The sequence below is a fragment of the Streptomyces sp. NPDC050703 genome (assembly GCF_040654435.1).
In the GTDB taxonomy this organism is placed as follows: Bacteria; Actinomycetota; Actinomycetes; order Streptomycetales; family Streptomycetaceae; genus Streptomyces.
Genome location: NZ_JBFAHX010000034.1, coordinates 20131 through 38639, shown reverse-complemented (window position 1 = coordinate 38639; position 18509 = coordinate 20131). Strand labels below are relative to the sequence as shown.

General features: G+C 69.1%; 18 protein-coding genes and 1 pseudogene. 9 read left to right on the top strand and 10 right to left on the bottom strand.

Features of this window, described 5'->3' with window-relative positions; all coding sequences use genetic code 11:
• Positions 1–79: 79 nt before the first annotated feature.
• The gene (locus AB0I16_RS26865; protein WP_363252152.1) at positions 80–928 is read left to right on the top strand and encodes a helix-turn-helix transcriptional regulator; all 849 of its coding nucleotides are present in this window, start codon (positions 80–82) and stop codon (positions 926–928) included.
• Positions 929–975: 47 nt separating this feature from the next.
• On the opposite strand, the gene AB0I16_RS26860 is transcribed toward AB0I16_RS26865, so the two are convergent.
• Positions 976–1911 carry a LysR family transcriptional regulator gene (locus AB0I16_RS26860; protein WP_363252151.1) on the bottom strand — a complete coding sequence of 312 codons (936 nt, stop codon included), beginning with the start codon at positions 1909–1911 and terminating at the stop codon, positions 976–978.
• A gap of 99 nt (positions 1912–2010) precedes the next feature.
• Between AB0I16_RS26860 and pcaD the strand changes: the two genes are divergently transcribed.
• The 4 genes from pcaD (at position 2011) to AB0I16_RS26840 (ending at position 6823) form a co-directional block, all read left to right on the top strand.
• Entirely contained in the window at positions 2011–2817 is an 807-nt protein-coding gene (gene pcaD, locus AB0I16_RS26855; protein WP_363252150.1) for a 3-oxoadipate enol-lactonase, read from the top strand.
• Between the two features lie 309 nt (positions 2818–3126).
• Positions 3127–5040, top strand: coding sequence for a GMC family oxidoreductase (locus AB0I16_RS26850; protein WP_363252149.1), 1914 nt, complete (start codon positions 3127–3129; stop codon positions 5038–5040).
• Between the two features lie 82 nt (positions 5041–5122).
• Positions 5123–6265 carry a ferritin-like protein gene (locus AB0I16_RS26845; protein ID WP_363252148.1) on the top strand — a complete coding sequence of 381 codons (1143 nt, stop codon included), beginning with the start codon at positions 5123–5125 and terminating at the stop codon, positions 6263–6265.
• A 21-nt stretch (positions 6266–6286) separates the two neighbouring features.
• The gene (locus AB0I16_RS26840) at positions 6287–6823 is read left to right on the top strand and encodes a hypothetical protein (RefSeq protein ID WP_363252147.1); all 537 of its coding nucleotides are present in this window, start codon (positions 6287–6289) and stop codon (positions 6821–6823) included.
• A gap of 15 nt (positions 6824–6838) precedes the next feature.
• On the opposite strand, the gene AB0I16_RS26835 is transcribed toward AB0I16_RS26840, so the two are convergent.
• Positions 6839–7669 carry a LysR family transcriptional regulator gene (locus AB0I16_RS26835; protein WP_363252146.1) on the bottom strand — a complete coding sequence of 277 codons (831 nt, stop codon included), beginning with the start codon at positions 7667–7669 and terminating at the stop codon, positions 6839–6841.
• 129 nt (positions 7670–7798) lie between these two features.
• Here AB0I16_RS26835 and AB0I16_RS26830 point away from each other — a divergent pair, with 129 nt between their 5' ends.
• Positions 7799–8965, top strand: coding sequence for an MFS transporter (locus AB0I16_RS26830; RefSeq protein WP_363252145.1), 1167 nt, complete (start codon positions 7799–7801; stop codon positions 8963–8965).
• Positions 8955–9536: a hypothetical protein gene (locus AB0I16_RS26825; protein WP_363252144.1), complete on the top strand. Its 582-nt coding sequence runs from the start codon at positions 8955–8957 to the stop codon at positions 9534–9536. The genes AB0I16_RS26830 and AB0I16_RS26825 overlap by 11 nt, the downstream gene beginning before the upstream one ends.
• Positions 9537–9571: 35 nt before the next feature.
• On the opposite strand, the gene AB0I16_RS26820 is transcribed toward AB0I16_RS26825, so the two are convergent.
• The 3 genes from AB0I16_RS26820 to AB0I16_RS26810 all read right to left on the bottom strand — a co-directional run bounded on the left by AB0I16_RS26820 (position 9572) and on the right by AB0I16_RS26810 (position 11317).
• Positions 9572–10378: an SDR family NAD(P)-dependent oxidoreductase gene (locus tag AB0I16_RS26820; RefSeq protein WP_363252143.1), complete on the bottom strand. Its 807-nt coding sequence runs from the start codon at positions 10376–10378 to the stop codon at positions 9572–9574.
• Positions 10379–10518: 140 nt separating this feature from the next.
• Positions 10519–10785, bottom strand: a complete 267-nt coding sequence (locus tag AB0I16_RS26815) for a hypothetical protein (RefSeq protein WP_363252142.1) — start codon at positions 10783–10785, stop codon at positions 10519–10521.
• Between the two features lie 145 nt (positions 10786–10930).
• On the bottom strand, positions 10931–11317 hold the full coding sequence (locus AB0I16_RS26810; protein ID WP_363252141.1) for a VOC family protein: 387 nt from the start codon (positions 11315–11317) through the stop codon (positions 10931–10933).
• A gap of 63 nt (positions 11318–11380) precedes the next feature.
• Between AB0I16_RS26810 and AB0I16_RS26805 the strand changes: the two genes are divergently transcribed.
• Positions 11381–12343 carry a YafY family protein gene (locus AB0I16_RS26805; RefSeq protein ID WP_363252140.1) on the top strand — a complete coding sequence of 321 codons (963 nt, stop codon included), beginning with the start codon at positions 11381–11383 and terminating at the stop codon, positions 12341–12343.
• Between the two features lie 76 nt (positions 12344–12419).
• Here AB0I16_RS26805 and AB0I16_RS26800 read toward each other — a convergent pair whose 3' ends face one another.
• The 4 genes and pseudogenes from AB0I16_RS26800 to AB0I16_RS26785 form a co-directional block, all read right to left on the bottom strand.
• Positions 12420–13100 carry a lytic polysaccharide monooxygenase gene (locus AB0I16_RS26800; protein ID WP_363252139.1) on the bottom strand — a complete coding sequence of 227 codons (681 nt, stop codon included), beginning with the start codon at positions 13098–13100 and terminating at the stop codon, positions 12420–12422.
• Positions 13101–13133: 33 nt separating this feature from the next.
• Complete coding sequence (locus AB0I16_RS26795) at positions 13134–14252, bottom strand: lytic polysaccharide monooxygenase (protein WP_363252138.1); 1119 nt, start codon at positions 14250–14252, stop codon at positions 13134–13136.
• Positions 14249–15721 (bottom strand): glycoside hydrolase family 6 protein, encoded by a 1473-nt coding sequence (locus AB0I16_RS26790; protein ID WP_363252136.1) that lies wholly within the window; start codon positions 15719–15721, stop codon positions 14249–14251. The genes AB0I16_RS26795 and AB0I16_RS26790 overlap by 4 nt, the downstream gene beginning before the upstream one ends.
• Positions 15722–15786: 65 nt before the next feature.
• A pseudogene (locus AB0I16_RS26785) lies at positions 15787–16560 on the bottom strand (glycosyl hydrolase family 5); the annotation flags it as partial.
• A gap of 510 nt (positions 16561–17070) precedes the next feature.
• On the opposite strand from AB0I16_RS26785, the gene AB0I16_RS26780 reads away from it, so the two are divergent.
• Positions 17071–17511 (top strand): peptidoglycan-binding domain-containing protein, encoded by a 441-nt coding sequence (locus tag AB0I16_RS26780; RefSeq protein ID WP_363252135.1) that lies wholly within the window; start codon positions 17071–17073, stop codon positions 17509–17511.
• A gap of 289 nt (positions 17512–17800) precedes the next feature.
• Here AB0I16_RS26780 and AB0I16_RS26775 read toward each other — a convergent pair whose 3' ends face one another.
• Positions 17801–18256 carry a DUF4383 domain-containing protein gene (locus AB0I16_RS26775; protein WP_363252134.1) on the bottom strand — a complete coding sequence of 152 codons (456 nt, stop codon included), beginning with the start codon at positions 18254–18256 and terminating at the stop codon, positions 17801–17803.
• Positions 18257–18509: the final 253 nt, after the last annotated feature.

The window sequence follows — 18509 nt, the reverse complement described above, 5'->3', positions numbered from 1 at the left end:
GCGCCTCTTCCGTCGGACTGGACTTCCTGGTATCGGCAGTACCACCTCCGCGGGCCACGGCGAGGCCATACTGGGAGGCATGGACGATCTTGCGAGCTTCCTGCGGACCCGGCGCTCCCGGGTCGACCCGGCGGCCGTCGGCATCCCCACCGACAGTCGTCGCCGGGTCGAGGGGTTGCGTCGCGAAGAGGTCGCGCACCTGTCCGGAGTCAGCGTCGACTACTACGTACGCCTGGAGCAGGGCCGCGCGACCCAGCCCTCCGAGCAGGTCCTTGACGCGCTCGCCCGTGTCCTCGGTCTCGACGGGACCGAACGCGGGCACCTCTCCCGGCTCTCGCGGCAGCGCCGCCGCCGCGCGAAGGCGCCGGGCGGGCGGGTCCGGCCGGAGTTGTTGCGCGTCCTCGACCTGGTCACCGACGCACCCGCGCTGATCATGGACCACCGTCTGAACGTGCTCGCCGGGAACCGCCTCGCCGGGCTCCTCTACGGCCGGCCCATACCGGGCCTGAACACTGCCCGGCACATCTTCCTCGACGAGGCCGAGCGCGGGCTGTACGCGGACTGGGAGAACTGCACCCTCGACGCGGTCGGGCACCTGCGTCTGGCCGCCGGCAAGTACCCCGAGGACCCCAACCTGGCCTCGCTGATCGGCGAGCTGGCGATGGGCAGCGAGCGCTTCCGTCGCCTCTGGGCGCGCGCGGACGTGCGCGCCCGCACCCATGGACGCAAGGCGTTCCAGCACCCGCTGGTCGGACTGCTGGAGCTGCACCAGGAGAACTTCGCACTACCGGATGAGTCAGGCATGGAGCTGCTGGTGCTGTCCGCGGCCCCCGGCAGCACCGCCGAGGACGGCCTGCGCCTGCTGTCGGGCCTGGGCGCGGACAGCGGTGACGCGCATCGCGGAGTGAACGATCAGGTCCGCGAGTAACCCGCCGACGCCTACGCCCACCGTCGCAGACGTACCTTCAGTGGACGTCAAGTCCGCTCTTCCGCGGTGGGTACACGGCCCAGCGTCGGCTGCAGGAGCGGAGCATGGCGGGCCAGGAAGTCCCACAGCTTCTCGGCGACGGGCCCGTGCGGCCGGTCGCGGCGACGTGCTGCCGACAGCTCCTCGATCACACCGGGAAAGTGCCGTCCGGCGATGGACATCAGGCTTCCGTCACGCAACTCGCTCTCGATCAGGAACCGCGGCACGTGCCCCCACGCCATGCCGTGCAAGACCAGCTCCTTCTTCATGAGATGGTCGGGAACGGAGCTTCGGGGTGCGCCTTCGACCAGGAAATGGCCCTGTTCGGAGGGCTGTCGCGCCGAATCCCGGATCATGCACTGGGTGAAGGCCCGCATCCGTTGCGGTGTGATGTCGGTGTCCGGAGGGAAGGGCAGGAAGCCGGGCGCCACGACCGGCACCAGCGCGACGCTGCCGAGATCGATCCACTCCATCCGGACGTCGCTCTTGGGGACGCGGTGCACGATGAGGTCGGCTTCGTCCTCCAGCAGCCGCTCCCAGGGGCCGGTGACCGTCTCGAACTGCAGATGCAGTCGTGTCTGCGGGCACCGCGCGAAGAAGCGGCTGAGCATTTCCAACACCGGTGGAAGTGGGCACAGGTCCCCGAGCACCACACGCAGTTCGGCCTCTTCACCCATCGCCAACTGTGCCGCGTACGTCCGCAGTTCCTCGGCCTCGTGCAGCAGGAAGCGCACCTTGCGGTGGAAGGCGTGCCCCGCCTCGGTGAGCTGAACCCGATAGCCCGAGCGGTCCAGCAGGCGCAGGTCCAACTGGCGCTCCAGCTTGGCCACCGCCGCGAACACGGAAGGGTGCGAGCGGTGCAGCCGCTCGGCGGCGGCCTGGAAGCCGCCGGCGAGCACAACGGCGTTGAAGCACTGCAACTCATGGAGCGTGAAGTTCGACATTGTCCAGAGAACCTACAGGGTGCGTCCGATCTTTGTAATAGAACTCTACGGGCGGTGTTCCTAGGCTCCGTGCATAGCCGTTGGAGCACTGGAGCTGACATGACTTCCCTGACCCGTACCGCCATCACCACCGGCGATGGCGTCCGCATCGCCTACCGCTTCGACGGTGACGAGACCAAGCCGGTACTGCTGCTCTCGAACTCCATCGGTACCGACCTCCACATGTGGGACGGCCAGGTGCCGGCTCTGACCGAACACTTCCGGCTGCTGCGCTACGACGCGCGCGGCCACGGCGCCTCGGACGTCCCGAGCGGCCCGTACTCCCTCGACCGGCTGGGACGTGACGTGGTCGAGTTGCTGGATGCCCTGGGTCTGCGGCGGGTGCACGTGCTGGGCCTGTCGCTGGGCGGAATCGTCGCGCAGTGGCTGGGAATCCACGTTCCGGAGCGCGTCGACCGCCTGGTGCTCTCCAACACCGCCGCGCACCTCGGCCCGGCGAACCGGTGGGATCGCCCGATCGCCGAGTTGCTGGAAGCCCCCGACATGCGGGCCACCGCGGAGGACTTCCTGCACAACTGGTTCCCGGCCCGCATGCTGCGAGGCGACGAGGAGGTCGTCGAGGGCTTCCGCCGCACCCTGCTCGCCACGCGGCGCGAGGGCGTGGCCGGGAGCTGGGCCGCGGTGCGCGACTACGACCTGCGCCGCACTGCCACGCTCATCCACAACCCGACACTGGTCATCGCGGGCGAGCACGACACCGTCACGTCCGCCGCGCACGGGAGGGAACTCGCCGCGACCGTCCCCGGCGCGCGGTTCACCGTCCTGCCCACGGTGCACATGGCGAATGTCGAAGGGCAGGCGGAATTCCTGGACGCTGTGGTGTCCTTCCTCACCGAACAGTCCTGACCGCCGCTCGACACTCGCCCCTCAACTCCGGTTGAGGTCGAGCATGGATGCGCGCGCGTCAACGCGAGGTGGGGATCGATGCCTGGATGACGCCCGAAGGGTGGGTTTACCGGCAGGATCTCCACGGCGGTGGAGCTGGATGACAGCGACATATGCAAGCCTCGTGTCGAGGTTCTTCCCGCAATTCTCAAGGGAATCGACGAGCGGCGACCGGCCGATGGTGCGGCGTCCGGCCGCCGCAGTCGGCGGCGGAGCGGCTTCCGCTGGAGCGGACCTTCGATGGTCACCCAGACGCGACAAGGGGAATCAATGACGTCCTACGACGATGCAGACCCGGCGATCTTCCCGGCCGGCGCCGCGACGCAGACCAGCGCCGCGGAGGCCGCGAGAGCCGAGTGGGATGCCGTTGTCGTCGGCGGCGGCATGGCGGGTTCCATCGTCGCCGAGCAGCTGAGCCGGGCGGGCCACAAGGTGCTGATCCTCGAAGCCGGCCCCGGCAAGGACCTGGACCTCGCCGAGTACGAGTCCTACCTGTCGCGGTTCTACGGCGCGGTCGTCAAGGACAACCAGTCACCGTACCCGTTCAACCCGAATGCCCGGATGCCCAGGAGCACCGACACGATGCCGGTGCGTCCGGACACGCCCCGGGACGACTTCTACCTCGTACAAGAGGACACGTACTGCACGGACACCACCTTCACGCGGGTCCTCGGCGGCACCTCCATGCATTGGGAGGGGAAGGCGCTGCGCATGCTGCCCGAGGACTTCGACCTGCGGACCAAGTACGGGCAGGGGTTGAACTGGCCGCTCAGCTATGACGACCTGGAACCCTATTACCGGCAGGCCGAGGCCGAGCTGGGCGTGGCCGCCGAAGTCGAGGACCAGGCATACCTGGGAATGCACTTCCCGAAGGGGTACGTCTTCCCGATGCACCGCATGCCGCCGTCCTACCTCGACCAGACGGTCGCCCGCGGCGTGGACGGCATGCGGGTCAACCTGGCGGACGACGATTACACCCTCCAGGTACGGAGCTTTCCGCAGGCCCGTAACGGCGTGCCCAACGCTGCGTACGACGGCGGCAAGGGCTTCGTCCCGGTCGGCGCGGTGAGCACGAGTCAGGTGGAAGAGGGCGAGCGCTGTCAGGGCAACACCAACTGCGTCCCGATCTGCCCCGTGCAGGCCAAATACCACGCGGGAAAGACGCTGGCCAAGGCGCTCCGCAAGGGCAACGTCAAGATTCTGACGCAGGCCGTCGCGTCCAAGGTCGAGATCAACGAGCAGGATCGACGGGTGACCGGGATCACCGTCAAGACCTACCGGTCACCCGGCTCCAGCAGTTACGAGACGTACACGGTGAAAGGCACCGTCTACATCCTCTGCGCGCACGCCATCGAGAACGCCCGGCTCATGCTGGCCTCCGACATGCAGCGTATGAGCCGCAGCAAGCTGATCGGCCGCAACCTGATGGACCATGCGTACCTGCTGTCCTGGGGACTGCTGCCCGAGCCGGCCGGCACGATGCGTGGCACGTCCTGCACGAGCGGAATCACCGACCTGCGCGGCGGGCGATTCCGCGGGACCCAGGCCGGATTCGGCGTGGACATCCACAACGACGGCTGGGGGTGGGCGACCGGCTCGCCCTACACGGACCTGGTCGAACTCGTCGACGAGCGGGGCCTGCGCGGGGCGGAACTGCGCAGCACGCTCGGGAACCAGATCTCCCGGCAGCTTCTGCTGGCCTTCATGATCGACCTGCTGCCCGACAGGAACAACACGGTCACTGTGGACGAGCGGTACAGGGATGCCATCGACAACCTGAAGCCGGTCGTGTCGCTCAAGATCCCGCCCTACACCATGCGGGGCGCGGCGTTCGCCCGCAAGCTCGCCACCGACATCTTCGGGAGGCTGGGCGCAGAGGACCGGACCACGTACGACAAGGACCGCTACAGCGCCGTCGAGCACGACGGCCAGTGGTACAACATCGTGGGCGGCAACCACCTGGCGGGCACCCACATCATGGGGACCGGCCCGGCGAACTCGGTGGTCGACCACACCCAGCAGTCGTGGGACCACGACAACCTCTACCTCGTCGGGCCCGGCAGTCTGCCCTCGATCGGGACCTCCAACATCAGCCTGACGATGGCGGCGCTCGCCTTCCGCAGTTCGACCCACATCGTCAGGTACCTGCGTGCCGCGAAGGCGCCGGTCACCGTCCGCGGTTAGACGGCCGTCAGATCGGCGGGGCGAACGCGCCACCGCCACCGCCACCGCCACCGCCACCGCCACCGCCACCGATTGGGGGAACATGTCCGTTTCAGCATCGGAGCCGTCCCAGGACTCCAAGATCCAGACCCTCGAAGAGCTGCACGACTACCTCTTCAAGGGACTCCAGTTGGAGCATGCGACGCTCCCGCCCTACCTGACCGCCCTCTACTCGCTGCAACCGGGGAAGAACTCGGATGCCTGGCACGTCATCAGGGTCGTGGCCGTCGAGGAGATGCTGCACCTCACCCTGGTCGCGAACGTCATGAACGCCGTGGGCGGGACGCCGGACCTCACCAAGCCCAACTTCGTGCCGAACTACCCGACGCACCTGCCGTGCGGTCCCGACTACTTCAAGGTGCACCTCCGGCCGTTCTCACGCGAGGCTCTCGACACGTTCCTCAAGATCGAGAAGCCCGCGCAGGCAGCCCGCGAGGAAGACAGGTTCGTACCGATGGACTGGGCGGCCGTCGGTCTGACGCCCGACGGCGCGGCACCGCCGCCGGAGAGACTGGCGGAACTGGAGGAGTCCGGCACCGTCCTCGGCCTCGTACCCGGAGAACCCACCCAGCGCTTCCTGAGCATCGGTGAGTTCTACGAGGAGATCATCCGCGGAATCAACCATCTGGAGGACCAGGCCCGCGAGGCGGGGACGACGATCTTCACCGGCGATCCCGCACGCCAGGTGACCCCCGAGTACTTCTACTCGGGTGGCGGCGATGTCATCAAGGTGACTGGGCGCGACACCGCGGTCGCGGCGCTCACCCTCGTCGCGGAGCAGGGCGAAGGACTGCACGGCGGCATCTTCGACAGCCAGGACGAGATCGCCCATTACTACAGGTTCCAGCAACTGGAGAAGGGGCGGTATTACCAGAAGGGCGATGAGCCGGGCGAGCCATCCGGCCCGGATCTGAACGTCGACTGGAGTGCCGTCCATCCGGTGAAGCCGGACGTCAAGCTGGCGGACCTCGCCCGGGACCCGGAGATCCTGGCGGCGGCCAAGGAGTTCAACCAGTCCTACGCCACTTTCCTGACCAGTATCAATCTCGCCTACAACGGGCAGCCCGCCTTGCTGCTCAAGGCGGTCTGGGAGATGTTCCGCATCCGCGACAGCATGAACCGGCTCATCCGCAACCCGCTCACAGGGCATCCAGGGGCGAACGCCGGCCCGACATTCGAGCTCTAGACCGTCGAAGGAGGCGGCATCGTGACGCAAGGAACGACCACAGAAGAGAAACTGCGCGAATTCGTGAAGTTCTCTGCCACCGTGACCGGGTTCAGCGAGTTCGACCTATGGGGAACCGGTCAGGCGGAGGCGTACTACGAAACGGCCGTGGATCAAGAAGGGCCGGACGCGATCCGGGAAGCGATCTCTTCCGATCCCTCCGCCGTGTCCGCCGATCCAGTCGTGAAGAGCATCATCAAGCTCTGGTACGTCGGCGTCTGGTACGGCCCGGAACTGGCGGGGCGCGTGGACGTGGCTGCCTGGACGGCGCCCGGACGGAGCGGGGCGAAGCCCGCCGTCCCGGATGACAGCCGGCCCGAGGAAGGCCGGTCCGTGCGGGCCGCGTCCGGACAGCGCCAGGCCGGGGAAGGCCACGCGCACGGCGGGGACGGACGCACACTCCCGTTCGTCGTCTCCCCCGACGCCTACACCGAGGGACTGCTGTGGCGGGCGATCGGCGCCCACCCGTCCGGTGCGAAGGCGCCGGGCTACGGATCGTGGGCCAATCCGCCCGCATAGGGATCGCGCGCCGGCTCACACCATGTGCCGCAGCACGGACTCCACGGCGTCGATCAGCTGATCGTCCGCGGAGCGCGGGTGCCGTGCGAGGCCCAACTCCACCTCGGGCAACGGGGGAAGCGCGCCCGCGTCGTGGCAGGTCATGGCAGCGTCGATGTTCATCGGCAGCAGTGCGGCGACACCGAGGCCGGCACGTAGCGCGGCGAGCACACCGGTCAGGCTGTTGCTCTCGAACGTGACTCGCCAGGGCCGGTCGGCGCGGTCGAGCGCTGTGAGCGCCGACGTCCGCCAGGAGCACTTGCCGGAGAACAGCACGACCGGCAGTGGGTCGGCCGTCACGTCCACGCCGCGGCCGATGGCCCAGTGCAGCGGGCGGCTCAGTCTCCACTTCGGCGGATCGGGAAGCGCGGCGACCTCGTTGAGCACGAGTTGCACGTGGCCTGCGTCGTAGGCCTCCCGAATGGCGTCGTCGGGCAGGCTGAGCACCTCCAGTGCCGCACCGGGGTGCATCTGTGCGAGTTCGGCGAGTGCTTGCGGGAGCCGGGCCGCGGCCAGGTCTTCGAGCAGCCCGATCCCGCAGCGGCCGGTCAGCACGCGTCCGGTCTCAGCAAGCGCCTGTGAGGCCAGCAAGAGGATGCGTTCGGCGTAGGGCAGCAGCTCCTCGCCTGCCCTGGTCGGCGAGATGCCGGACGCGGACCGGTGCAGGAGCGGTCGGCCGACGGCTCGTTCGAGCTTGCGCACCTGCTGGCTCAGCGCGGGCTGGGTGAGACCCATCGTGCTCGCGGCTCGGCTGATGCTGCCCGCCCGCACCACGGTGACAAAGGATCGCAGCAGGTGGATCTCCAAGTCCCTGGGCATAACCGTTTATTATGGCCGCCCCAGCGAACGTCCGTCTACCTAGGGGTCTTTGATGGATCTAGCGTCGCTGAGGTGACTGGATACCGACAAGTTCTCGCGCGCCCGGGGATGGCGCCGTTGCTGGCCGTCTCCTTCCTGGCCCGTACCGCCGTCACGGCTGCGGTGATGGCGCTGACGATGTACGTCGTGCTGGGGGCGAACCTGAGTTATGTGGCCGCCGGTGGTGTCGCCGCTGCTCTGACCACCGGACTGGCACTGGGTGGGCCCTTGCTCGGCCGCCGGATGGATCGTCGCGGTCCGCGCGCGGTGCTGCACGTGACGGTTGTCGCGCAAGCCCTCTTCTGGGCGAGCGTCCCGTGGCTGCCCTATCCCGTGCTGGTGGGAGCCGCTCTCGCGGCGGGCGTGACGATGGTGCCCGCCCAGGCGGTGACCAGGCAGGCGATCACTGCCATGACCACACCCGCCCAGCGCCGCGCGGCCTTCGCGCTGGAGTCGGTGCAGGGCGAACTGTCGTACATGATCGGGCCCGCGGTCGTGATGCTGTGTGCTGCGACGGTGCACCCGAACGTGGCCGTGTGGGGGACGGGTGCCGTCGTCGTCGCCGGTGGGGCGGGGATCGCCCTGCTGGACCCACCGCTGCGCGACACCGACGAAGCCCCTGCCGACGCGGGCCGAGGCACTCCGCGTCGCGAGCGGCTGCACCGCGAGGTGATTGCCGTGCTGACCATGGCCTTGGGTACCACGGTGCTGCTCAGCGGTGTCGACCTCGCCATCGTCGCCACGCTCGAAGAAGTGGGGCAGGTGTCCCGAGGGGCTGTGGTCATAGCCGTGTTCGGTCTGACCTCCGCCGTCGGCGGGCTCCTGTACGGTCTCCTGCCCCGGGAGTCGCCCACGTGGCTGATGCTCGGCCTGCTCGGACTCGCGACGACGGCCGCGGGGTTCGCCGAGGGCTGGCTGTGGCTGTGCGTCGCCGTGACCGGTGCGGGGGTGCTCACTGCTCCGACTCTGACCGCCGTGTCCCATGAGGTGAGCCGACTGGCGCCGGGCGACCGGCGGGGAGAGGTCACCGGCCTCCAGTCCTCGGCGCAGAGTGCGGGCTTCGCCCTGGGAGCGCCCCTCGTCGGAGCAGTGATCGATGGCTCCGCGCCGCCGAGCGGCTTCGCGGCGGCCGGTCTGGCCGGTCTCTGCGCCGCGCTGGCCGGCTGCCTGCTGTCCCGCCGCCGTCGGCCACGTCGGCTCTCCGCGCGGGCTGACACGACCGCGGTGACGGACCATGCGCCGTGACCAGTACGGCAGGGCGCTCATATGCTCTTCCGGTGATGAACGACTCTTCTCCGTACGCCCCTCCCCCGCGCGGGTCCGCCCGGTGACGGCCCACGGCGCCGGGCCAGAGCCCGCCGAGCATCTGCGCTTCACCCGGTACCTGCGTCTGCTGGACAGCGTCACCGAGGCCGAGGAGAACGACCTGGTGGCTCACATTCTCGGTGATCCGGACGCGGCGATGGCGGACAGCGCCGTATGCCGCCACCTGGACCGCCGGGCGGCAGCCCTGCTGAGGGACCCGCTCTACCCGTCCTGGGCCGATGCCTTCGGCCGGGCCGTGGCCCGGTCCGCGTTCCTCACGCGTCGCATGCGTGAGTGGAGCCTGCTCAGAGACGTCGTCCTCGACGAGCCCTGGGCAGCGGCTGATCTCCTTGACGCATCCGACTGGTGGCAGCGCAAGGCCACGGCCGAGCACAGCCCACTGCCACCTCGGGCATTGCGCCTGCTGGCCGAGCAGGGGCGAACGCGTCGTGTACGCGGGGCGGCCGACCGACTGCTCGCGAACCTCACCGAACCACCCGAGCCGAACTGACCGCCCCTGTCCCGCGAACCGAGACGCGGCTCCGATCAGCCTGGTGCGATACGGCTGAGGTGCTCCCAGGAGCGGTACAGATCCGCTTGGGCCCGGTCCATCTCCAAGACGTGGTCGAAGGACTGGCTGCCGACGATCAGACGTCGAGGCGGGTTCGGCAGCGCCGCCAGCTCCATGATGACCGGGGCGGCGGTGTCCGGTTCCGGGGCGACGGCATCACCCCACATCGCCTCCATCTCGGCGCGCAGGGGCTGGTACTGCGCCAAGGGTTCGGTGTTCGTGGTGCCGGCGGTGAACAGCTCCGTGTTGTAGCCACCCATCTGCACGATGGTGACCTTGATGCCGAACCCCTCGACCTCCATGGCAAGCGCCTCGCTCACCGAGTCCAGCGCGGCCTTGCCCGCACCGTAGTAGCCGACGGTTGCCATGCCGCCGCCACTGCCCATGGAGGTGACCTGGAGGATTCGTCCGCCGCCCTGCGCTCGCAGGTGGGGAACGACCGCCTGAGCCACCCACACCGCGCCGAAGAAGTTCACATCCATATGGGCCCGGATCTGCTCCTCCGTGGCTTCCTCCACCATGCCGTAGAGCATCCCGCCGGCGTTGTTGACGACGACGTCCAGCCTTCCGAACGCGGCTGCCGCCCGCTTCACCCCGTCGAACACGCCCTGTCGTTCGGCGACGTCCAACGGGAGCGGGAACAAGTGGTCCGGGTACCTGTCGGCCAGTTCCTCCAGGGGCCCGACGTTGCGGGCGGCAGCCACCACGCGGTCACCGCTTGCCAGCGCGGCCTCGGTGAACGCTCTCCCCAGACCTCGGGACGCGCCGGTGATGAGCCACACTCTTGTATCCGTCACAGCACATCACCCTCTACAGAACGATACGAACCGTCTCGGTTCGTATCGAACATAGGGCATCCCGCCGAGCCGATCAAGACGGATCTTCTCGTTTCGTCTCGGGGAAGGGTCCGGTCCGGACCCTGCTAGCCGGCGACGAGGGCGCCGAGGACCATGCCGCCGATCAGTCCGACAGCACCGACGATCAGGGCGATGGTGGAGAGCCGTTCGTGCCGGGCGAACTTGGCGACGAGGGCCAGGATCAGTCCGCCGAGGCCGAACACGATCGGCAGGAAGAGCAAGCCGATCGCGCCCAGCACGATCGCGATGATGCTGAGAACGTTCTCGCTGGCACCGCTCTTGGCCGGGACGTGGGGCTGCCCGACCGGCTGGTTGCCGTACTGCGTGGTCATCTCTCGCTCCTTCGGATCGGTCTCACCAGGATCCGGTCTCACGTGGCCGGCCTCCTACCGCCCGAATGCCCCCAACTCCCGGTCTCAGACGCCCGAATGGCCCTGACGACGCCGTGGGACCGGTACGCCCGCCGCGACGGCGCACTCAATCCTGCGTGGAGATGCAGAAGGGATGGCCCGCGGGGTCCAGCAGGACCCTCCGCTGCTCGGGGTGCGGTTGGACAGAGGGTTCCACGGCGCCCAGTGCCAGCATCCGCGCGTGGGCGGCGTCCAGGTCGTCGACCCCCAGCTCCATGTGGGCCTGCTTGCCCTGCGACGGGTTCGGCCAGGTCGGACGCCGGTAGTCGGCCACCCGGATGAAACCCAGTCCGGGTGAACCCTCCCGGCCGAGCAGGACGAAGTCGTCGCTGGAGAAGACGACGGGCAGACCGAGCGCGTCGGCGTAGAAGCGGGCCAGCTCCATGGGGTCCGGGCAGTCGAAGTCGATGGACAGCAAGCGGATCACGGGCACGGATGCGATTTCGGTACTCATGGGGAGGACGCTATGACGGGACCCGGACAGTTCCGGTCCTGGTCATGGGGAACACTTCGGGAGGTGATCAGCACCTCCACCCGCCTCCTACGACTCGTCTCGCTGCTGTCCACCCGACCGGTGTGGACCTGCCACGAACTGGCCGAGCGCATGGCGGTCACTGACCGCACGGTCCGGCGCGACATCGCCCGCCTGCGGGAACTCGGCTACGGCATCGAATCCGACCCCGGGCCCTGGGGCGGCTACCGCCTCGGCGGCGGTACCCGGGTGCCGCCGCTCGTCCTCGACGACGAGGAAGCGTTCGCCGTGGCCGTCGCGCTGCGGGAGGCCGCGCTCAGCGGCGTCCTCGGCAGCGACCAGGCCGCGCTGTCGGCACTGTTGAAACTGCGTCAGGTCCTGCCGCCCCGGATCGCGGACCGGCTGGGGGAGATGGACGCGACCTTCGTGCACACTCCCAGGCCCGAGGGTCGTCACGTCTCCCCCGGCATGCTGCTGGAACTGGCCGCCGTGTGCCGTCGTGGCGAGCGCACCCGTATGTCGTACCGGGACCACGCGGGGAATGACACCGTCCGGGACGTCGCCCCCTATCGCCTGGTGTACACAGGCCGCCGCTGGTACTTCGTCGCCCGGGACATCGCGCGGGACCAGTGGCGTACGTTCCGGGCCGATCGGGTGCTCCAGGTAGCGCCGACCGGACACACGGTCGAACTCGTCGACCCGCCCGACCCGGCGCTGCTCGTCTCCCGATCCATCGCGGGCGTCGTGTACCCGGTCTATGTCAGGGTCCAGCTGGCCCACCCCATGGAGCAGGCACTACGGCTGGTCCCACCCACGATCGGCACCCACCGCCCCGACGGCCCCGGTACCACCGTCGTCGAGATCGGCGGCAACGACGCCGATCAACTCGTCACGTACCTCCTCGGCCTGGGCACCAGGCTACGGGTCCTGTCGCCGGACCCCGTGAGGGAGGCACTTCTGCGCCGTACGCGAGAACTGTTCGAGGACAACAAGGACAGTCAGCGGTAGTGCGGGGCCGGGCCGCCGGGAGAGGGCGGCGGCCCGGCCATGGAGCGGTGCGCGGTGTGTCAGGGTGCCGGTGCGGTCAGCGGAAGTTCACGTCGCTGCACAGGAAGTAGGTCTGATCCATGTGCGAGGCCTGCCAGACCGTGTAGACGACATGACGACCGCTGTAGCCGGACGTGCGGACGGGGATCGTGTAGTTCTGGCTGGGCGCGTACTTACCGGTACGGGCCACCAGCTCCAGGTCGCTCCAGCGCAGTGGCCGGGTGGTGGGGTCGAAGCCCTGCCGGGTGACGTAGACCAGGAAGTAGTCCGCGCCGTGGCTGGCCTGGTCGTACAGCTTGACGTCGAAGTCGGCGCCGATGTCCGTGGTCTTCCACGGGCCCGCCGTGTCCAGCGCGTTGTACCGGCCGCCCTCGGTGCGGCCTCCGCTGCACAACTGGCCGTCGGGGACGGCGGCCGGGAAGTTCCCGCCCGAACCGTTGCGGTACAGACCGTTCCAGTTCCACATGGCGTTGGGGTCGGCCCGCCACGCCTGCCAGCACATGGGGTCCTGGGTGGCCATGGCCGGATTCTGGAAGTCGCTGCCCCAGCGCTGCCAGCAGCCGTAGTTGCGCGACGCCGGATCGACGACCGACCCGTGGGCCACGGCGGTGCCGCTCCAGGGGACCAGGCCGAGCAGCACGGCGACGAAGGTGCTCAGGACGAGCGTCAGCCGGCGCTGTCCGCTGCCGCCGCGGCCGGCTCGTGAATGACAGTCCATGATCTCCTTCTTTCAGCTTCTTCGGATGGTTTCTCAGGGCTTGACGCAGGTGATCGAGCCGACCGGCAGGTTGCTCCCGGTCGAGGTGGCGGTGAAGCCGAACGTCACGGTGCCGTCCGGTGGGATGGTGCGGTTGTGGCCCGCGTTCTTGACCGTGACCGCCCCGTCGGAGCCGGTGCTGAGGGTGCCGTTCCAGACCTGGTTGATCTTCGTGCCCGAGCCCGGCTGCCAGCGGACGGCCCATCCGTCACGTGCGGTGGTGTTGTGGTTCATCACCTCCACGGAGCCCTGGAAGCCGCCGTCCCACTGGTTGGTCACCTTGTAGAGGGCCATGCACCCGGTGTGCGGGTCGTCCGGGGTCGGCGTGGGTGTGGGGGTGGGTGTCGGGGTGGGGGTGTTTCCCGGGTCCCGGACTCCCGTCACCTCGCCGTTGCCGCCGTCGAAGACGATGTCGGAGCAGGAGAAGAAGTTCTCCTGGCTGTCCGACCGCACCCACTGGATGAACATCATCGCGTCACCCGAGCGGCCCGATGGCAGCTTGAGGTCCCAGTAGTAGTGACCGGACTCGCTGCCCACCGAGCCTGACTGCGGCGGGTCGGTGACGGTCTGGACGAGTTCCAGGTCGTCCCAGCCCAGCGGCCGCGCGGGTGAGTAGCCGGGCTTGGAGACGTACACCCGGAAGTCACCGGGGTGCGCCGCCCAGTTGCTGTGCTTGATCTTGATGGTCGACCCGGAGGTGAGGTGCGTACGGGGCCAGTCGGCGCGGGCGGCGTTGTAGCCGGTGAAGTTGTACGGGGAACGGTCACCGGCACTGCACAGCTTGCCGTCCGGGACGTAGCCAGGACCGCGTCCGCCGGCCTGGGAGTCGAGCACGGCGAACCAGTTGTACAGCGCGTTCGCACCGCTCTCCGCGAGCGCCGCCTTGCACGCCGGGTTCGTCGGGTCGAGCGCGCCGGTGCTGGTTCTGGCGTCCAGGTAGCAGAGGTAGGTCCGTGATCCGGGGGTCATCGTCACCCCGTGCGCCTGGGCGCTGGTCTGGCCGATCAGGGTCAGGCCGAGGCCGCTGAGCAGGGTGGCGAGCACCGCCACCAGCAGGGACAGCGGCCGCTTCCTGCTTCGGGTGCTGCGAGGCCGCAGGGTGCTCGGGGTCATGAGGTCTCCTTCGCCGTGGCCTTCGGGCCGGCGGGCACGGCCGGGTGGGCGTTCCTCACCAGCATCGAGAACTGGTCGTGGAACCAGTGACCGGCCAGGGGCGCGCCGGGCAGGGCACCGGTCTTGTTGCCGCCCGCGCCGGGCGCGGTGTGGTCGGGGTCGCACATCGGGTCCTTGCGCTTGCCCTCGTCGTTCGGGATGTCCTCGCCGGTCCCGTCGGACTCACCCGGCGGTTTCACCCACAGGAAGGCGTCCAGGTGCGAGTCCGGGAACCCGGAGGGCGCACTCCGCGGCGGCTGCCCGAGCCCCGCGCCGTCGACGTTGCACCACAGGCCGCGGTGCGCGCGCCGGTCCGCCTTGGACTCGGTGACGTAGGTTTCGAGTTCGGTGCTCGTGCTCTCGGCGGTCGGCCGGGCGGGGCCGCCCCAGCCATTGCGCGAGGTGTCGACGACCATGCCGGTGGAGGCGGGCCAGCCCGCCGCGACCAGGCCCCGGTGCAGGTCCCTGGTGAAGTCCGCCTCGTCGAAGCCGGGGTTCCACTCGTAGAACCCGCTGGACTTGACCATGCCGCCGCCGACCGTCCTGTCGGGATCGGTCAGGAACGGCTCCTCGGTCGGCGTGTAGTTGGAGACGTTGGTGACCAGACCGTCGACACTGCTCAGCCCGGCCGCCGTGCCCTTGGCCACCTCGGTGTACAACTGCACGGCCTGCGCGCGGTTGGTGTCCCAGCCGAGCCAGCCGGAGTGGGCGGCGTCCAGGTACGTGTACACGTTGGGGACGGCGTGCAGCTTGTCGAGCGCGTACTGGACGGCCTTCGTGTAGATGCCGCTGCTCTTGGCCCGGGCGCACTCCGGGTCGGCGGTGTTGGTGACCAGGTTCGGCAGGCCGTCCGGTTCGACGACCGTGGTGATGCGGATCTTCCGGTACTCGGGTTTCTTGAAGACACTCGCGATGACGTCGATGTAGTCGTTCTTGTAGCGGTCGAGGCCCGCTTCGGTCAGCGGCAGTTCGCCGTTGGAGGCGAGGGACGCGCAGTCCCGCCCCGGCAGGTCGTACACGACGAACGTGGCCGTGATCGGCTTCCCGGGCTTCTTCTGGGCCAGCGCCAGGTCGAGGTGGTCGGTCAGGCTCTTGCGGCCGGCGTTGGCGTCACCCCCGTGGATCGCCGCGATCCGGTCCAGCCAGACGGCGGTGGGGTACCTCTTGACCTTCTCCATCTTCGCCTTGAGCGCGGTGTCGGAGGTCCTGGCGATGGAACCCTTGACGTGGGCCGCGTAGTCGGGGTTGACGTAGAAGGTCGCACCGGCGAACGGGTTGTCGACGTGTGCTGCCGCGGCGACCGCGGGCTCTGCCGCGACTCGGCCCGCCGCGCCGAGCGTCAGGACGGCCAGTGCGGTGACCAGGGCCACCGGACGGCCCCGGCGCGCACGCCCCTTGGGCGAGGCGGCTTGTCTCTTCTGGTCGGTCATCGTGTCTCCTCAGGGCCTCGGAGGGCGTCGGAGCCGGAGCGCGCGCCAGGGCGGGCGGCGCCGAGGTGGACGTTCGACGAGAAGGAGTTCACCGACAGTCCGGTGCCGTTCCGCCAGGGCTCGAAACCGGCCTGAACGCTCGTCAGGTACCAGTCTTTCCGGGCCATGCCCCGGTCGACCGCCTGGCGGACGAAGTCCATGACGTCGAAGTTCCAGCTCGTGATCGTCGAGGGGGCGACGAAGCTCAGCACGTCGTTGCCGCCGTTGTTGCCCGACCAGACCTGCCAGGTGCGCCCGGCCACCGTGGCCGTGCCCACCGGGGAACCCACGGGCTGAACCGCGCCCGCCCGGTGGAACCACACCATGATCTCGGTCCGGTTCACACCGTCCTTCCGGGGCGTCGGATCGAGCCAGATGTCGTACGAGGCGTTGTAGACCGCGTCGCCGACATAGCCGTAGGAGATGCTGGTGGGCGCGCTGGAGATGGAGCTGAGCCGTGCCGGGAGGCTGGTCCCGGGCGAGCAGTTGGTGTAGTGGCAGCCGTTGAAGATCGACGGGTACGACTTGGGGGCGCCGCTGGTCGGTACGGAACCGTCGGCCCGGGTGATCCTGAAGCCCGTGTCCGAGACGGAGACGCACTGCGTTTCGCTGGTGCCCCAGCGGTTGTTCTGGGCGACGTAGCGCCCCTGGACCGTGGTCGAGCCGAACTGATCGCAGATCGTGGTGTCGGCCTGCGCCGGTGGCGTCGCCATGACGAGCGCGGCCACGACGGCGAGAGCGGTGAGGAGCGTTCCCAACAGGCCGCGCGGGGCGCGGGCGTGCTGCGTTGAGGGTCGCATGCGGGGGCCTCTCGTTGGGGTGCGGGGGGCGACCTTGTGGGTGCGCCCCGTCTCCCCCATGATGGGAGCGCTCCCACTGGTGGTTCGGTCGGGGACTCTAAGAGCTTTACATGTTCCTGACAAGGGCTGGCGCGGCAATTCGGCGAGGGAATTTCACGAAGGGCAGGTCGGGGGCGAGCCGTCGACGCTCGGCGGCCGGGTCCTCCCCGGCCGAGCGTCTCGCAGGGGCGGTGCTCGTGGCGGCCTGCCCGGGACCCGGCAGGACCCGCGTCAGTGCGGATACGACGTGCGGCCGGGCCGTGGGGCGCTGACGTGCAACTGGTGCGGTACCGCGAGGGATGCAGCGGCTTTCGGATGTACCGCGAGGGTTGGCACCACACTCCATCGCCGGGTTGACGCTACTGAGCAAGGAGCGCCCTAAGTTCCTCATCACACCGGGGCGAACCCGTCGGCGGCCCGACAGCGCTCCGGCCGCACGATGCCGGCACACTCGACAGAAGAGAGAGAACCATGCGACCTGCTTTCACACGAGCACTCGTCAGCGCGACCGCCGTCGTCGGGCTCGCCGCCGGGGGACTCGCGGGAGCGAGCGTCAGTGCCGCGGCGCCCGCGGCGCCCACGTCGGACGTCATGTCCGCCGCGTTCACCCAGGACGTCTCGGCCCAGTACGACAACCTCGGGCTGAGCACGGCGCGGGCCAAGAACTGGCAGCGCTGGCTGAAGGACCTGGGTCAGAACCCCGGGACGATCGACGGGAAGCTGGGCACGGCCAGTTGGAAGGCCGCGCAGAGGGAGTTCGGGCTCCGGGGCTCCGACGTCGACGGGATCGTCGGGCCCAAGACCATCAAGGGGCTGCAGAAGCACCTGAACTACTGGGGCGACTACCGGCTCGCGGTGGACGGCAAATTCGGTCCCAAGACCAAGGAAGCCTTCTGGAAGTTCAACGCCTGAGTCGCGTCCGGACACACGGACACGTCCGGACACCGCAGATGCGGCCGGTCAGCCCGGAGGGGCTGCCCGGCCGCATCTGCTGAGTGAGACACCTGCGAGAAGCCACCCCGTGACTCCGGCGGGACGACGCGGCGGTGTGCCGGCCGGCGCGGGATGGTGGGCGGCGCCGGCCGGCGGTTCTCGGAGGCCGGTTCCTGCGGGCGTGCCTTCAGCCGTCATGCGGCGACGGTGGCTCCGGCGGCGAGTCCGGCGGCGGTCGTCCACAGCGGCTTCGCCGAGGTCATCGCCGTTACCTGCCCGAGCCGGCGGTGGCGCGGCGGGTGAGGAGGGTGCCCAGGGCGATCATGCCGATGCCCAGGGCGAAGTGGAGCCAGTCGTCGGCGGCGTTCAGCGGGACGAAGTTGGCGCTGCTGTGGTGTCCGACGAGCAGCCCGTACAGCCACAGCACCAGGTAGACGGCGCCGCCCGCCAGCAGGAACGTCCGAGCGGTGGCGGCGCTGCGGGCCATGGCCAGGCCCACGACGCCGAAGGCCAGGTGGACCAGGTTGTGCAGGACCGAGATCTGGAAGATCCCGAGCAGTTCGGCGCCCGAGTCGTGGGAGGCGAACTTCATGGTGTCGTAGTCGGTGGTGGCGCCGGGGACGAAGCCCAGTACACCCACCAGCAGGAATACCAGCGCGACCGCCAGCGCCGCCTGCTGCACCGGGGTACGGGCCCTGCGGGTGGCACTCGTACGTGTGCTCATGGTGGTGGCCTTCTTTCTCGGGGCGTGTCCTGTACACGCCGTCGAGCCGCCGGGTACCCGCACCTCCTTCTTGCTACCTCCGACATTCAGACGTTTGTGCGGTGACGGCGAGTGCGTGTGCCGAGAGGTGGGCGGCGCTGGCCGGGCAGCAGCCGCGCCGGCACTCCGATACACGGACGATACATTTCTGAGCGCTCCTGGCCGGGTGATCACAACAGCGCTGACGTCCCGGCGGCCGACTCTTCTTCCCAGC

What these genes read in the sequence shown, in the direction of transcription:
- AB0I16_RS26845 (WP_363252148.1), top strand. Translation starts at nt 5,123, where the DNA reads ATGTCCGTTTCAGCATCGGAGCCGTCCCAGGACTCCAAGATCCAGACC.
- AB0I16_RS26795 (WP_363252138.1), bottom strand. Translation starts at nt 14,252, where the DNA reads ATGACCCCGAGCACCCTGCGGCCTCGCAGCACCCGAAGCAGGAAGCGG.
- AB0I16_RS26825 (WP_363252144.1), top strand. Translation starts at nt 8,955, where the DNA reads ATGCGCCGTGACCAGTACGGCAGGGCGCTCATATGCTCTTCCGGTGAT.
- AB0I16_RS26790 (WP_363252136.1), bottom strand. Translation starts at nt 15,721, where the DNA reads ATGACCGACCAGAAGAGACAAGCCGCCTCGCCCAAGGGGCGTGCGCGC.
- AB0I16_RS26815 (WP_363252142.1), bottom strand. Translation starts at nt 10,785, where the DNA reads ATGACCACGCAGTACGGCAACCAGCCGGTCGGGCAGCCCCACGTCCCG.
- AB0I16_RS26775 (WP_363252134.1), bottom strand. Translation starts at nt 18,256, where the DNA reads ATGAGCACACGTACGAGTGCCACCCGCAGGGCCCGTACCCCGGTGCAG.
- AB0I16_RS26800 (WP_363252139.1), bottom strand. Translation starts at nt 13,100, where the DNA reads ATGGACTGTCATTCACGAGCCGGCCGCGGCGGCAGCGGACAGCGCCGG.
- AB0I16_RS26860 (WP_363252151.1), bottom strand. Translation starts at nt 1,911, where the DNA reads ATGTCGAACTTCACGCTCCATGAGTTGCAGTGCTTCAACGCCGTTGTG.
- AB0I16_RS26850 (WP_363252149.1), top strand. Translation starts at nt 3,127, where the DNA reads ATGACGTCCTACGACGATGCAGACCCGGCGATCTTCCCGGCCGGCGCC.
- AB0I16_RS26780 (WP_363252135.1), top strand. Translation starts at nt 17,071, where the DNA reads ATGCGACCTGCTTTCACACGAGCACTCGTCAGCGCGACCGCCGTCGTC.
- AB0I16_RS26865 (WP_363252152.1), top strand. Translation starts at nt 80, where the DNA reads ATGGACGATCTTGCGAGCTTCCTGCGGACCCGGCGCTCCCGGGTCGAC.
- AB0I16_RS26810 (WP_363252141.1), bottom strand. Translation starts at nt 11,317, where the DNA reads ATGAGTACCGAAATCGCATCCGTGCCCGTGATCCGCTTGCTGTCCATC.
- pcaD (WP_363252150.1), top strand. Translation starts at nt 2,011, where the DNA reads ATGACTTCCCTGACCCGTACCGCCATCACCACCGGCGATGGCGTCCGC.